General features: G+C 42.4%; 18 protein-coding genes and 2 pseudogenes. 2 read left to right on the top strand and 18 right to left on the bottom strand.

All coding sequences use genetic code 11. The features are described 5' to 3' along the window. The 6 genes and pseudogenes from KH703_RS09460 to KH703_RS09485 form a co-directional block, all read right to left on the bottom strand. A pseudogene (locus KH703_RS09460) lies at positions 1 to 654 on the bottom strand (hypothetical protein); the annotation flags it as partial. Further along, on the bottom strand, positions 614 to 1,726 hold the full coding sequence (locus KH703_RS09465) for a zonular occludens toxin domain-containing protein (RefSeq protein WP_304295626.1): 1,113 nt from the start codon (positions 1,724 to 1,726) through the stop codon (positions 614 to 616). The gene KH703_RS09465 and the pseudogene KH703_RS09460, both read right to left, overlap by 41 nt. A 1-nt stretch (position 1,727) precedes the next feature. Further along, positions 1,728 to 2,129 carry a hypothetical protein gene (locus KH703_RS09470; protein ID WP_304295627.1) on the bottom strand — a complete coding sequence of 134 codons (402 nt, stop codon included), beginning with the start codon at positions 2,127 to 2,129 and terminating at the stop codon, positions 1,728 to 1,730. After that, positions 2,129 to 3,463, bottom strand: a complete 1,335-nt coding sequence (locus tag KH703_RS09475) for a hypothetical protein (RefSeq protein WP_304295628.1) — start codon at positions 3,461 to 3,463, stop codon at positions 2,129 to 2,131. Before KH703_RS09475 ends, KH703_RS09470 begins: the two co-directional genes overlap by 1 nt. A 614-nt stretch (positions 3,464 to 4,077) precedes the next feature. After that, the gene (locus KH703_RS09480; protein WP_297964779.1) at positions 4,078 to 4,293 is read right to left on the bottom strand and encodes a hypothetical protein; all 216 of its coding nucleotides are present in this window, start codon (positions 4,291 to 4,293) and stop codon (positions 4,078 to 4,080) included. Between the two features lie 76 nt (positions 4,294 to 4,369). Beyond that, positions 4,370 to 4,750 (bottom strand): hypothetical protein, encoded by a 381-nt coding sequence (locus KH703_RS09485; RefSeq protein WP_304295629.1) that lies wholly within the window; start codon positions 4,748 to 4,750, stop codon positions 4,370 to 4,372. A gap of 280 nt (positions 4,751 to 5,030) precedes the next feature. Here KH703_RS09485 and KH703_RS09490 point away from each other — a divergent pair, with 280 nt between their 5' ends. Both KH703_RS09490 and KH703_RS09495 read left to right on the top strand, forming a co-directional pair. Next, entirely contained in the window at positions 5,031 to 5,282 is a 252-nt protein-coding gene (locus tag KH703_RS09490; protein WP_304295630.1) for a TetR/AcrR family transcriptional regulator, read from the top strand. Next, positions 5,272 to 5,796, top strand: coding sequence for a hypothetical protein (locus KH703_RS09495; RefSeq protein WP_304295631.1), 525 nt, complete (start codon positions 5,272 to 5,274; stop codon positions 5,794 to 5,796). Before KH703_RS09490 ends, KH703_RS09495 begins: the two co-directional genes overlap by 11 nt. Here the strand turns inward: KH703_RS09495 and KH703_RS09500 are convergent. From KH703_RS09500 to KH703_RS09555, 12 genes and pseudogenes are all read right to left on the bottom strand, one after another. Beyond that, the gene (locus KH703_RS09500) at positions 5,793 to 6,137 is read right to left on the bottom strand and encodes a type II toxin-antitoxin system HicB family antitoxin (RefSeq protein ID WP_304295632.1); all 345 of its coding nucleotides are present in this window, start codon (positions 6,135 to 6,137) and stop codon (positions 5,793 to 5,795) included. The two genes, KH703_RS09495 and KH703_RS09500, sit on opposite strands and share 4 nt — an antisense overlap. Beyond that, the gene (locus KH703_RS09505; protein ID WP_304295633.1) at positions 6,134 to 6,367 is read right to left on the bottom strand and encodes a type II toxin-antitoxin system HicA family toxin; all 234 of its coding nucleotides are present in this window, start codon (positions 6,365 to 6,367) and stop codon (positions 6,134 to 6,136) included. The genes KH703_RS09500 and KH703_RS09505 overlap by 4 nt, the downstream gene beginning before the upstream one ends. Before the next feature lie 179 nt (positions 6,368 to 6,546). Further along, the gene (locus tag KH703_RS09510; RefSeq protein WP_304295634.1) at positions 6,547 to 7,176 is read right to left on the bottom strand and encodes a hypothetical protein; all 630 of its coding nucleotides are present in this window, start codon (positions 7,174 to 7,176) and stop codon (positions 6,547 to 6,549) included. 273 nt (positions 7,177 to 7,449) lie between these two features. Further along, entirely contained in the window at positions 7,450 to 7,572 is a 123-nt protein-coding gene (locus tag KH703_RS09515; protein ID WP_304295635.1) for a hypothetical protein, read from the bottom strand. Next, entirely contained in the window at positions 7,550 to 8,767 is a 1,218-nt protein-coding gene (locus KH703_RS09520; RefSeq protein WP_304295636.1) for a 2-hydroxyacyl-CoA dehydratase, read from the bottom strand. Before KH703_RS09520 ends, KH703_RS09515 begins: the two co-directional genes overlap by 23 nt. Beyond that, complete coding sequence (locus KH703_RS09525) at positions 8,767 to 11,721, bottom strand: acyl-CoA dehydratase activase (RefSeq protein WP_304295637.1); 2,955 nt, start codon at positions 11,719 to 11,721, stop codon at positions 8,767 to 8,769. The genes KH703_RS09520 and KH703_RS09525 overlap by 1 nt, the downstream gene beginning before the upstream one ends. 294 nt (positions 11,722 to 12,015) lie before the next feature. After that, the gene (gene rplS, locus KH703_RS09530; RefSeq protein WP_005873155.1) at positions 12,016 to 12,372 is read right to left on the bottom strand and encodes a 50S ribosomal protein L19; all 357 of its coding nucleotides are present in this window, start codon (positions 12,370 to 12,372) and stop codon (positions 12,016 to 12,018) included. After that, positions 12,369 to 13,070: a tRNA (guanosine(37)-N1)-methyltransferase TrmD gene (gene trmD / locus KH703_RS09535; protein ID WP_304295638.1), complete on the bottom strand. Its 702-nt coding sequence runs from the start codon at positions 13,068 to 13,070 to the stop codon at positions 12,369 to 12,371. The genes rplS and trmD overlap by 4 nt, the downstream gene beginning before the upstream one ends. Further along, the gene (rimM, locus tag KH703_RS09540; RefSeq protein WP_304295639.1) at positions 13,067 to 13,597 is read right to left on the bottom strand and encodes a ribosome maturation factor RimM; all 531 of its coding nucleotides are present in this window, start codon (positions 13,595 to 13,597) and stop codon (positions 13,067 to 13,069) included. The genes trmD and rimM overlap by 4 nt, the downstream gene beginning before the upstream one ends. Further along, complete coding sequence (locus tag KH703_RS09545) at positions 13,590 to 13,832, bottom strand: KH domain-containing protein (RefSeq protein ID WP_005873158.1); 243 nt, start codon at positions 13,830 to 13,832, stop codon at positions 13,590 to 13,592. Before KH703_RS09545 ends, rimM begins: the two co-directional genes overlap by 8 nt. A gap of 1 nt (position 13,833) precedes the next feature. Continuing rightward, positions 13,834 to 14,064 (bottom strand): 30S ribosomal protein S16, encoded by a 231-nt coding sequence (rpsP, locus tag KH703_RS09550; protein WP_291939688.1) that lies wholly within the window; start codon positions 14,062 to 14,064, stop codon positions 13,834 to 13,836. Between the two features lie 78 nt (positions 14,065 to 14,142). After that, positions 14,143 to 14,332 (bottom strand): annotated as a pseudogene (locus tag KH703_RS09555) (signal recognition particle protein); the annotation flags it as partial.

A 14,332-nucleotide genomic window follows, 5' to 3' on the forward strand; every position in this document is an offset into this window, starting at 1 on the left:
TGTAGTTACTACGTTGGTTTGAGCGGTGTATGGCATAGTGATTAAATTTATAAAGAAATTTAGATCGGAGCGGGTCACGACGTCGCCTAAAGAATTTAGGTGTGAGCCTATGTCTTTGTAATCGTTGGTATTGGTTTCAAGTATGGTAAGCTTAAAATTTACCTGTTCGAGCTTTTTATCGCTTCTTTGAACGAAATCTATTATGTCGCTGTATTCGTCGTCGCTTGCTTTAAATACGACGGAGTTTGTAGAGCGGATATAGCTTGAGTTTTGATCGGTCATCTTGCTTACTATCTTATCCGCGTCGTCGTAGGAGTTATTAGCTAAGGTAAGGTATCTTAGCCTACGCTCGGCACTAATGCTACCATTGGCATCGCCATAGTCTCTATTTTGCTTAAAGACGTAGTAAAAGCCGTCGGTTAGAATGAGCTTTAAGCCTTTGCTCTCTATGGCTTTGCGGAAGTGCTTTATAGTAACGTTTGAATTCTTAGCAGTATAGAAATAAAAGCTATTCGGATCTATTTCATCGCTGATTAGAATATCGATTTTTGAATTGTGGCTAGCAACGTTGGCGAAATCAAGTAAATTTAGCTTAATTTCTTCGCTAAATGCGCTACTTAGAATAAATAGCGCTAGAAAAAGAACTTTTTTCATTGTTTAACTCTTCCTTTTTTAAGTTATCGAAAACGGGCTTATCAAAGCCAACAAAAAAATACGTAATACCTTTACCTTTAAACGAGCGCACGTTAAATTTAGGCGGAGAGCGCAGAAAGATAAAATTTAAGTATCTCTGATCGAAGTGATCGTAAGTGCCGTTTTGAATGGAGCAACGATCGTAGAAGCAGTAAATTTGGTATATGTAGCCGATAGGAGGCTCATTAGGATTTGGCGCAGAGGCGTTAAATAAAGATTTAGTGCTGTTACCGCTTCCGGTTTCGATAGGTTGATTGGATTGGGTATCGGGGGAGGGAGCAGGCTCATCGGCAGGCTTAAAGAGCGAGTAAAAGCGGTAGAACGCAAAGAAACAAAAAACACAAAGCACCACGGCTAAGCCAAAAAATTTAACTACGACGGATGAGCCTTTTTCCTTGGAACCCGCAACGTAAAGGTCAAAAACTTCATTAAGAGCAGGTAAAGTAAAACCACCACCCTTAATCATATCGCTTTGATTCATTCGGTAACTGATAAACTGCTGATACCTAAGACGGCTGGTAATAAGACGACGAGCAGGTTCTACGGCTCTATAAAAATACTCGGCTACAGCCTTGTAACCTGTGTCAATTAGGCTTAAATCCTGTGATATAAGCCAAATATCCTGAAACAAATGAGCATGATAAGTAAGCCACCAAGTTAAAATTTCATCGCCTTTTTTGATAAAGAAGTTGTGGGCTTCATCGATCACAATCAGGCAGTGATTAAGCTTAAAATCTGCGGCTTTTTCGTTTAGCTCTGTATCATTTGCACCGCCTACGTAAAGATCATAGAGCAGGCTAAGGTTATATTTGAAATCGTTAATATCCAAAGGCTTAATTTTCTCGCTTTTGGAATAGTCGAATTCGTTTATATTAGTCCAGCAGATAGTGTATTTATCGGCTTTCTTAGGTTTTTTGATAAATTTATCGAAAAAAGAGGGCTTAGGAACTTCGATAAAATTCTTATAAATTTGATAAACAGCAAGATAAGTTTTACCGCTTTTTGGTATGCCGGTAAGATAAGAGATAGCCATTTTAATCGATCCTAGAAATAAAGAGATAAAGCAAGGTTTTACGGAAACTCTCAAGCCCTTTAATGAAAATTTTTAAAGCAATTAAAGAAATCGCCGTAAATAAAAAAGGCTTAAAAATCGTGTAAACATCCTTAAAAGCTTCTATAACACCCAAAGACTTAAGAACGTTAAAGAAAAGAGCTATAAGCTCATCAGTATTACCCGCATAAGAATTTATGTAATTTATTAAAGCATTGACCTTGCTAAGAGCGATAAAAACTAATGACATCAGCCCTACATAAAAAGCGATAGTAAATCCAAGTATAAAAGTAGAAATAGCAAGCATAGCCCCAAAACGAACGGCAGCAGCAGCCCATTTTTTGACGAAAGAGCCGAAAAAACCGATAATAGCTAAAACAGGCATTATACCAACCTTATAATTATTTTAAAAAGCAGAATAGAGAATATCGTAGAAAATATGGCATAGAAAATAAAGTAAAGGACGGAGCGAGCGTCCTTTACTACGGCACAAATATCAATAGTAATTTTTTTGCTCAATCCGTCTTTAATAACAAAATCGCGAGTATAAGGGCAGCTAGCAACAAAACCGCTAGGCTTGAAATCACTCAAAGAGCCGTTTTTAATTTTGTCATAAGCACCCTGTAACTGGCTTTTAGCATCACCATACATATCAGTAATCTTTTTTACTCCGTCGCTTACAGTCTTAGTTAATTTGTCATAATCGCTGAAATCCATTTTAGGGTTATTTTTATCGTCATCATCTTTATCACCAGGTTTACCACCGCCACTTCCTCCACCTGGATGAGTGCCGTTTTTATCTTTGTCTTTATCCTTATCGCCCGGTTTATCAGGGTTACCAGGGGTACCGCCGCCACCGCCTGAATGTCCTCCACCACCTTGACTAGGTTTATCGGGCTTAGTCTTATTATCGTCGGGATTATCGGGTTTATCGGGCTTGGTACTATTGTTATCAGGTTTATCAGGTTTAGTTTTATTATCGTCAGGGTTTTTTGGATCGTTCAAGTAAAGATGATCTATTTCATCGTAATTGCAGCCATAATCGGCATATTCATTAGCGGCATTCACAACAATAGAATTTCCATTACCACAACCAAAGCAACATTTTGGAGTAAAAGTAATATTAGGAGTTTTACAAACATCTGGATCGGTAGAAAAAGCACCCGTATATTCTGAACCTGGAAATTGTTTATTACAAGCACAATTAAAACGCAACTCTCTATCCGTTATATGCTCGCAATCATCAGCGCACTTATGATTGACAAGGTCATAACCGAGCTTACAAAGCTGCACTGCAAAATTACTATCGTAATTAAAAACATCAACGATAAATTTAGCTTTAGCAATTTTAGGATCATTGCTATAATCAAGCTTCTTTAAAGGATATATAAGGGTAGGAAAGGATTGAGCACAACCAAGCCTATAAAATACCTGCGTAGATAATTCTTTATAAAGAGATATTTCATCGTTATTTTGAACTCTAACATAATGATAAATTTCCATGCCAGAGCCATCTTTTCTAATCTTATACATATAAAGCTCATTCTCCGTATCAAAAGCAAGCTTATAAGTGTAATATTCATTTTCTTTATACATAGGTCCACCAATAGGAGCACCACTTTTAGGGATTATATAATAACCACAACCGAGATCAAAAGCATTAGAGAGAGTGGATAGAAATAAGAGAATTAAGAGGATAAATTTTAATTTATTAAGCATTTTACTCTTCCTTAAATTTGCGTAGGGGGAGCGAACCCGATTTTAATCGCAAGCTCATAAAATCGGCTCCCCCTGCGACCCTGTTATGCGCGGCAGCTTTCGGATGTCCGAAAGCTACACGCCGTGCGCACTTCGCTTCGTTTATAGGCAAGCAAATAAATGGGGTTTACCTAAGACCAACGGCGCGAAAATAGCGTAAAAGCCAACTGAAACGGGATATTTGCAACACCGAACCAAAAGAAAAGGCTAAAGAAATAATCAAACGACTTATTGCCGATCCAATCGATTAAAATAAATTCCATCGTAAACCCCCGAAAACCTTATTTAATCTTAGAAATTGCAAGAAATATTCCTAAGACGAATAAAAAACCGCAAAGACAACCGCTAAGCGCCATCAAGGAGCTATATCGCTCTAAGCTCAAACCAGTCAAACTTAAAACTTCTGCTTCGCTCATTTCGAAAACAAATCCAAACCTGCAAAAATAGACTTGACCGCAAAAAACGAAAGCGCCAAAATCACGTAAAAAGCGTTTAAAAGTAGAGACATATGTAAAATCGAAATCTGCATTTTTAAACCCTTTCAAGAAATACCGCCCGAAAGGGGGCGGTAAAATTTAGCGTCTAAGCAAAGCAAGACCAGCCTTAACAGCATAAATCAAACCGATTAAGCCGATAACGACGACAACGGCAGAAGTGAAAGGATTGCTATCAATAGTTCCACTAAATTTGCCATCCGCAAAAGTTACGTCAGCCATAGCCTGCGTAGCACCAAAAAAAACAGAACCGAGCAAAATCGCTAATTTGCCGAAAACAGAATTTAAGATTTTCATCTTAAACCTCCAAAAAAGAATTTTAAACTTGCAAGTTCTATCAAGCCGACCGGACGGATCGGCTTTGTAAAGCTTGTTATTTCTTAGGAGAAACGTTATTTAAGAAATTTATCCAGTAAGCGTCATCTTCATCAGTAGTAAGAGTATAAGCGCCATTGTTAAAAGACGGGAGCCCAGCATTAAATTTCAAAACACCTTTGTTCTTGAAAAATTGATTAAATTTCGTAGTAAGAACCCCAGCTGTTAGATCGTCTTTACAAAGAATACGAACTATAAGTTCTTGTTCTTTCAGATCAACGCAATTCGTAACGGAATTTTCTTCCTCGTATTGATTGCGTGCGGTAAGCTTTACGGAGCTTGAATAAGCTCGTCCGTTCATCTCGCCTTTAGCGCCGCTTTTTGCGATAGCCTTTGTAAGTTCGTAAGAGACCTTAAAGTCTTGCGTAATGTAGTCCATAACTCTTCCTTTATATTTGATTGAGCTTAACTCGATTAAACCTAAAGGGCGGAAGGAAGAGTTATTTTCACAAACCGCCCAGAGTAGTTTTACCACTTGCTCGGGTGGAATTCCCGCCTAACTTCGACCCTAGACATCTTTACTCTGTCGCGGCATAGTGCGAGAATTTAAACACAGATTTTGCTATAATAACTTTGCGAATGGAATTATTGCAAATTCTCTGCGGGAATTATTGCAAATTCTTTATTAAAAAAACTTTAAATAGAGGGAATTATTTCCAATGGATAAGAAAGAAATTGCAAAATTTATCGGCAAAGATCTAAAAACCCTATACAACTGGGAAAGACAAAACCCCAATTTATACAAAATAATAATCTCATACTTTTCAGACGATACAACAAATTCTTACGAACGGGAACTATTGCAAAAATTTAGGCAACTCAAGGAAATAGAAAAGAGATACTACCTAAGCAGTATGGAAACCAAAATTTTAAAAAGAAGGATGGAGAAAGAAGCAGCAAATGACGAATAAACTAATCATAACAGCAATCTTAACTTTCGCTAGCCTACAAGCCAAAGAAAGCATAGAAATAAATGTATCGCCGAGCAATAAACAATATCAATTCGGCAAAAATATAAATTTAATCGGCACGTGGGAAGCGATAGAAACTCAATGCTGCGTAAATTTCATTTTTGGCAGATACGATAAAATAAGAATGAGATTCGATAAAAGCGGTAAAATTTACAAAGTAGAGAAAAACAAAGAAATCCCAACCGATATGATATGGAGTATAAATAATAACGGAGTAGTAAAAGTAGAGAAAGACGATAGCTATTATGAAAAAATAGGGCTAAACGATGCTGCTAAATCCATACAAGGCAAAATGGTAAAAGAGATATTCAAGGGAGTAGAAACAATAGAATTTCAAATCTTATCTAAAGAAAACGATAACTGCTTTATGATAGAAAGAAATTTAAAACTATGCAAGATTTTAGGAAATTTACACACCGAACCCGACAAAATAATTCAAATCGAAATGCACTAAATCCCTTTAAGCTTTAAATTTGCAGCCTCACTTAAAAATTGGGATCTGTTGCTCGTAACCTTGTCGATAGCATTAAGCAAAGATTGCGAAAGGCTTAAATTTACACGAACTTTCTTATCGTTAGGCTCTTTGATGAAATCATTATTTGCGAGCATAACCTCTAAAGCGCCGTCAAAAGCACTTTTTACGTCCGCTATTGCTTCTGCTTCATTTTCGCCGTCACCCATAATATAAGGAAAGTCCTTATACCTTGCAAAGTATCCGCCGCCCTCATCATCGGTAAGTTTTCTTACGATTATTTCGTAAGGCAAATTTAGATAATAGCTTTTATCTTTTTTCATTTCTTTTCCTTTTTCAATGCTTTTAAAGCCTCTATAACGTAGATAACTTTCATAGGTCTTTGCCTTGGTATAGTTACCAAATCTCTGCCGGGTTTTCTAAACTGCCAATGCGACGAGCCATTGTTTGTAGCTACATAACCGGCATTTTCAAGCAACTTTTTAAGTGTTTCAAACCTTACGTTCTTGGGATTATTTTCCAAATCCTTGATTAATTTATCGTCTTTACTCATCTTTTAAACTTTCGTGTGTAGATATACACATTAAAAACATTATATATTTTTATAGCTTAATGGCTACTTAGATAAGAAATATTACTAATAACCCTAAAATCAGGGTTCAAATCCCTCTCTGTCCGCCACTACTTTAGAATTTAAATCAATAAAATTTCACTTCCGTGATTCAGCCGATTTCAGCCGCCTAGGATACTGCCTAAAAGCAGCACTGGCATCATTAGCGGCATTACGATGAGTCCTTGTATGTCGGTATCCATTTTCGCATCGCGCTCGCTTTTGATCCCGCTATCGACCGCTATACGCGCGGGGTACTCGATCGGCACGCTTAGACGGTGCGATCTGCGTAGCTCGTCGTGATCTTTTAAGCGCTTAAAATATTTGCCTTCGATCAGATAAGAGTAGCGAAACGTAGAGCTATACGCTGGCTCAAGCTGCTCTGGGTCGTCCATCAGCTTAGCCTGCACGGATAGTGGCAGATCGTATTTTACGAGCTCGATTTCATGCTGGATATACGCAGCATCGCTGCCCTCGTTGTATCTGTCGATCGTGAGCATACTTACGTTGCGCCTTATCGCGTCTTTATTTAGCGACGCTAGGTTTGCAACCTTGGCACGCACGGCGCTAAGATTTGCATCAAATACGTAATCATAAATCTCACCGCTCATACGCAGCTGCCCGCTGGATGCCGCACTCATCGCGACGATATACTCACGCCCTTGCATGTAGCCTGGCAAATTCTTACTCGCGCATCCGCTAAAAATCCCACAGCATAGCGCCAAAACCGCGCCGCAAATCCAAAATTTCATAAGCTTCCTTCGTAAAATTTAAAGACGGATTGTATTAAATTTTGCCTTAACGAGAGTAGAATTTTATGACGTGGCGAAATGGGATTGTGTTATGGAATTCTATGGCGGCGGCGCGTAGAATTTCGCGCGGATTTGCATTAAAATTCCGATGAAATCTCGCAAGAATTAAAGCCAGAATGCACGGAAAAGGTAAAAGAAGCACAATAACGCTATCGAAATTAAAATTTTAAAATCTCGAGGAAATTTCGCGGAAAGAGACGAGCCATTTGCATGTCAAAATTTAACTATCATCGCGAGCTTGCTTTTAAATTTTAAAATTTTACGGCAGGCTTTAGAATTTAAAATTTCAAAGCCCTTTTTGATATGTGGCGCACTACTTTCGATTTGCGTTAGCAAGCATCAGCTTTATGCGGTTTTCTTGATTTACCGCGCTTGCGCCCGGGTCGTAGTCGATAGCGGCGATGTTTGCTTGCGGGTAGTTCTGTTTGATCTTTCGGATCATTCCACGCGCGATGATGTGGTTTGGCAGGCAGCCGAAGGGCTGCGCGCACACGACGTTTTGTATACCGTGGCGCATAAACTCGACCATCTCCGCCGTCAGCAGCCAGCCCTCGCCCATCTTCACGCCGTGACCGATGTAGCCATCGGCGGCGGCGCGAACCTCGCTAAATGGGCTCGGTGCGCGAAAGCCGAAGCGCTTAATCTGCTTAATCATCATACGCTGGAAAAATTCCACTACCTTAGCGACTGCGAGCGAGCCGTAATATGCCGCACCGCCCTTGCCGTAGAGCTGCTTGTCGTAGACCGCATCGTAGATGCAGGTAAGCACGAAGTCCATCAGCCCCGTATTTACGGGCTCGGCATTTTCGCGTATGAGGTAGGCGTTTAGGCCGTTGTTGCCGATGGGCGAGTATTTGAGATAAATTTCGCCCACGATGCCTACTTTTACTCGCGGCTTATCATCGCGCTCGATTTTAGTGAACTGCGAGAGGATAAATTTGAAATTTTTCTTGAGATTGAAAAACGATCTTTGATCGGTCAAATTTTTGATCCGCTCGGCGCAGAGTTCGTAAATTTCATTCGTTTGGTTTTTGATCTTTTCGTAGGGCTTGCACTGATTATACAGCCCCATCATCAAATCGCCGTAAAATATCGCAGCAAAGAGCTTTAGAAGCGATTTTTTGCCGAGGCTAAATTCATTCTCATCTAGCGAGCCGAAATTTAACGAGATCGCAGGGACGTAGCTAAAGCCGCTGTCCTCAAGCGCTTTGCGAAGCAAATTTATGTAGTTGCTCGCTCTGCAGCCGCCGCCCGTTTGGCTGATGAGAAGCGCTACTTTGTGTGTGTCGAACTCGCCGCTTTTTAGCGCGTCGATAAACTGCCCGATGACGAGCAGCGCGGGGTAGCACATGTCGTTATGCACGCTACGAAGCCCCTCCTCGACAATATTTTGACGATTTTCGCCGAGCAAGACGCTCTTGTAACCCTCGTCGCGCAGCACGCCTTGCATAAAGCGAAAATGCGGATCGATCATCGTGGGGATCAGTATCGTGTGGGTCGCTTTCATATCTTTCGTAAATTTAGCAAACATTAGCGCGCATCCTTTCTTGCTTCTTGTTGCGCGCCTTGCCTTTCGCGCTCTATCATAGTCGCTTTTAGGCTACGCAGGCGGATCTTGACCGCACCTAGGTTCGTAACCTCGTCGATTTTAAGTTGAGTGTAAATTTTACCGTTTTGACGCAGTATGTCGCGCACCTCGTCGCCCGTGATCGCATCTATCCCGCAGCCGAAGCTCACTAACTGCACCAGCTGCATACGCGGGTATTTACAGACGAACCGCGCCGCACTATAAAGCCTGGCGTGGTAAGTCCATTGATTAAGGCTTTTCGTCTGCACCCTGCTAAGCGGCAGCGCGTCCTCGCTAAGCACTATAAAGCCCAAGGAATTTAGATAGCGATCGATACCGTGGTTGATCGTCTTATCGATATGATACGGGCGGCCTGCTAGCACGACGGCGCTAGCGCCGCTGCTTTGTATCTCTTTTAGGGTCTCCTCACCTTTGATCAGTACGGTATTTTTATAGTTTTGTAGCTCCTTTAGCCCCTGAAATACGGCGTTTTTGATCGCATCGACATTAAATTTATACCCGGCATCCGCAAGCTCAGCCTGCATCGTTTTGCAAAACGAATCTTGCATGTTAAGATCCACGTGCGGATAGAGGAATTTTTTCTCCTCCAGCGCGCCTACGTTCGCGCGTATCAGTTCGGGATAGTATGCGACTACGGGGCAGTTGTAGCAGTTCTCGCTGATGTTTTCATCCAGGCTGTAACTCATACACGGATAAAAGATAAAATCGACGCTCTTATTTAGCAGATCGTAGATGTGGCCGTGCACGCTTTTAGCCGGGTAGCAGACGGTATCGCTCGGGATGCTTTGGCTTGCTAAAAACAGCGTCTCTTTTCGCGGCTTTTGCGACAACACGACGCTCATACCTAAATTTTCAAAAAACGCACTCCAAAACGGGATCATCTCAAACATATTCAAAACAAACGGAATTCCGACCCGCGGTGCGTCCTGCTTCGGCGGCTTGCGATATTTTTTCAAAAGCTCGTTTTTAAACTCAAATAAATTCGTAATGTCGTGGCGGATCTCCTTGCCCGCACCGCGTTCGCATTTGTTGCCCGAGACGAATTTAGTATCGCCAAAGTAGCTGATCGTAAGCGGGCATTTGTTCGTACAGAGCTTGCAGACGCTAAATTCGCTGCGGTGGGTAAAGTTTTCAAGCTCTGCGCGACTGATCATATCGGTACGTTCGTTTGCGTTATTTTTGGCAAAAAGCGCTGCGCCGTATGCACCCATAAGCTCGCTTATATCGAGGCGAATCACATTTTTACCGAGCTCTTTTTCAAAAGCTCGCAGCACAGCGTTGTTTAAAAAGGTACCGCCCTGCACTACGATGTTTTGACCCAAATCGTCGGCGTTTCGCACTCGGATGACCTTGTAAATCGCATTTTTTATGACGCTAATAGCAAGTCCAGCGCTGATATCTTCGATCGTAGCGCCGTCCTTTTGAGCCTGCTTAACCGAAGAGTTCATAAAAACCGTGCAGCGGCTACCGAGCTTGGCGGGATGGGTTGCAAAAAGGGCTAGGTTTGCGAAATCTTTAATGTCGTAACCCAAAGAATTTGAAAAGGTCTGCAAAAACGAGCCACAGCCCGAGCTGCACGCCTCATTTAGCACAATAGAATCAATATTGCCATCTTTAATGGAGAAACACTTGATGTCCTGCCCGCCGATGTCGATGATGAAATCGACCTTTGGATTGAAGTGGCGCGCGGCGCTGTAATGCGCGATCGTCTCGACGATACCGTAATCGAAGCGAAAAGCGGTTTTAATGAGATCTTCGCCATAGCCGGTAACACCGCTACCCTTGATTTTAATGCGGTCACCACAAAGATCGTATAGCTCCTTAAGACGCGGCAGCAGGATATCGACCGGATCGCCTTTATTGGAGGAGTAAAATTTATACAGTAGTTCGTAGTTTTCGCCTATCAACACGACTTTGATCGTAGTGCTACCGCAATCCACGCCCAAATACGCGTCTCCGCTGTAGGTGTGGATATCCACCTTAGGCACGCTTGCGCGGGCGTGGCGAGCGATGAACTCGTCAAATTCCGCCCTGTCTTTAAAAAGCGGCGGCTCGGCTTCCAGCGCGGTCCTGTCGGGCTCTTTTTTTAAAAGCGCGATCGTCTCTTCCAAATTTAACGTCTCGCCTGTATCTTTTGCGTACAGCGCGCTGCCGTAAGCTACGAAGTAAGGCGCGATGTCGGGGAAGGTCGCGGTTTCGTCGGTGAGCTTTAGCACCTCTTTAAAGCGCGCCTGAAGGCCTTTTAGGAAAAACAACGGACCGCCTAGAAACAGGATATTGCCCTTGACCTCGCGACCTTGCGCAAGCCCCGAGATCGTCTGCTCGACGACCGCGGCGTAGATACTGGCGCAAATATCCTCTTTTCTAACGCCCTGATTTAGTAGCGGCTGAATGTCGCTTTTAGCAAACACACCACAGCGTGAGGCAATTGGGTAAATTTTATTTGCTGCAAAGCTTAGGCGGTCAAGCTCTGTGATATCCAGATGCAAAAGATTGGTCATCTGATCGATAAATGCGCCGGTACCGCCCGCGCACGAGCCGTTCATCCGCTCCTCAAGTCCGCCCGTGAGAAATAAAATTTTAGCATCCTCGCCGCCCAGCTCGATTACGACGTCGGTCTTCGGAAACATCCGCTTGACGCCGAGCGAGGTAGCGAAAACCTCTTGAACGAACGGAATTTTACAATTTTTGGCGATACCCATACCCGCCGAACCCGCTATGGCGACGCTGAATTGCTCGCCTGCATAGGTTTTTTGGATTTGCAAAATTTTATCCAGCACCAGCTCTTTTGGCTTTGCCAAATGCCGCTCGTAGCTCTTGCTTAAAATTTCATATCTTTCGTTTAAAACTACCGTTTTAACAGTGGTTGATCCTACGTCAATGCCTAAAAAAATCACATCTCGCTCTTTATTGAATAAATCTTACTCGGCCGAATTCTCGAATTTAGCGCGAGCTTTCTAAATTAAAATTTGCATTTTATAGTAATATTTTTAAACACAAATAAAATCAGGATATATTTTATCTTTTTCTATAGAAAAAGACGATTTTTAGGCAGTTTAAAATTAAAAATTTTAATGGAAAAGTTGTAAAATTTTAGATTCAATGCGAGTAGATTTTGCGCGAAATTTTTTAAAATCTCGCGCATTATAAAAAGAACTTCCTTTTGAATTGGGAAGCGTAAATTTAAAAGATTATTTTCGAAGCTCTTTGATTTTAGCCGCCTTACCGCGTCTGTCGCGTAGGTAAAATAGCTTCGCGCGGCGAACGCGTCCTTTTCTTAGAACCTCGATGCTTTCGATACTCTCGCTGTAGATCGGGAAAATTCTCTCCACGCCGACGCTATTTGCGCCAATCTTGCGGATGATAAAAGTCTCGCTGACGCCGTTTCCGCGGCGCGCAATGCAGGTACCTTCAAAATTTTGAATTCTGCTCTTATCGCCCTCTTTGATCCTGATGGCTACCTTTAAGGTGTCGCCGGCACGGAAATCAGGCACACTTTTGCTTGTGATCTGAGCGTCCTCAAACGCTTGGATATACTTGTTTTTCATAAATTTCCTTTATTTCTGGCGATTTTTCGGTACATATCCGGGCGGAAGAACCTCGTTTTACATAGCGCCATTTGGTTTTTTAAATCGCGCATTTTAGCGTGATTACCCTTTAAAAACTCTGAAACTATAGGTAAATTTTCAAAAACATCAGGCTTTGCGAACGCGGGCGCCTCTAAAATTCCGCCTTCAAAGCTTTCTTCGACAAGCGAGCTTTCGTTGCCCAAAACGCCCCTTATATTGCGGCTTATCGCATCGCACATACAAAGCGCGCCGAGCTCTCCGCCGGTAAGGACGAAATCGCCGATGCAAAAAATTTCATCTACATATCTCTCGACTATGCGCTCATCGATCCCCTCGTAGCGCCCGCAGATAAAGCATAGGCTCTCTTCGCCGCTTAGACGCTTGGCGTCGTTTTGATTAAATTTTTTACCGGCGGGCGAGAGGTAGATAAACTTGGCGTTTTTAAATTTAGCTCTTGCGTGTTCGATCGTCTTAGCAAGCGGCTCCGTACCGATCAAAAGCCCCGCACCGCCGCCGATCATATAATCATCTACTTTTTTATACCGATTTGCCGTGAAATTTCGCGGGTTAAAAAAATGCGTCGAGATTATTTTCTTATCGACCGCGCGCTTTAAAATCGAGTCCTCAAAATACGGCGCGATGAGATTTTCAAACAGCGAAATAAAGATAAAATTCATGAGTTTTCCAAAATTGCGCGCGCATTTTGCGTAAAAATTTTACGCTCGCTAAGCGAAATTTCTTTCACATAGGCATCCACGTATGGAATGAAAAATTCTTTCGGCAAAGCCTGCGAGATTAAGCTTTCATCCGTTTCTACCTCAAAAAGATAGCCGCTTCCGATCTGTGATATGTCCCTTACGCGCCCCAAAATCGCGCCGTCTTCATAAATTTCAAGCCCGATAATATCGAAGTAAAAGAACTCGCCCTTTTGCAATTTACAAAATTTTCGCGTGTCCTCTTTGCTTCGGTAAAGGATTTGGTTAGTCAGGTTTGCCGCCGTTTCTACGCTTTCGTAATTTTTAAAAATAGCGCTAAAGTTTGCGCCGTTGAAGGATAGAATTTCTAAAATTTCGCCGTTTCGCAGATAAAATTTGGCGCCTTTTTTAAACTGGGAGGGGAAGTCGCTGCGATCGAAAATTTTAACCGCGCCCTTTAGACCTATAGTCCGACCGAGCTTCGCGACCTCTAAAAGATCATCAGGCATCTTTGGCTTTGACGGTAATTTTATAATTGATCGGATCTTTTGCTTTGTAGCCGATGATGACGGTCTTTATGGCGTTTATCATTTTGCCGTCCTTGCCGATGAGTTTGCCTGTATCGGCCTTGTCGGCATAGACGATGATCTCGGTAAAGTTTTCACCGACCCGCTTTTGCGTAGAAACGGACTGCGGGTAGTCGGCGATCAACTTTGCGTATTCTTTTATAAAATTTTCTACCATTTTATTTGCTTGTGATTTGAGCGACCCTATCGCTTAACTTCGCGCCTACGCTCTTCCAGTATGCCAAACGCTCCGCGTCGAATTTGATATTATCGCTCTGCTTTAACGGGTTATAAAAGCCGATCGTCTCGATAAAGCCGCCGTCGCGTCTTTTCCTACTATCCGTTACCACGATGCGGTAAAAAGGCTGCTTCTTTCTTCCGATTCTTGTAAGCCTAACAACTGTTGCCATTTTTTCTCCTTAAATTTTTGTAAGTTTTAGAACTTGCAGATGGCTAAAACTTAAACATCTGCAAACTCTACCGAGAGGCTATCTCGGTAAATTTTGCCTTTGAGCGATCGAGGCAAGCCCCTGCATGCCGCCCTTGCCCGAAAATTTCTTCGCAAGCTTCGAAGCGCCCGCGAACTGCTTCAAAAAGCGGTTCACCTCCACTTGCGAAAGCCCCGCGCCGGCAGCAAGTCTGCGCTTACGCGAATTATTTAGCAGATCGGGATTTTCG

The sequence above is a fragment of the Campylobacter gracilis genome (genome assembly GCF_018374135.1).
In the GTDB taxonomy this organism is placed as follows: Bacteria; Campylobacterota; Campylobacteria; order Campylobacterales; family Campylobacteraceae; genus Campylobacter_B; species Campylobacter_B gracilis_A.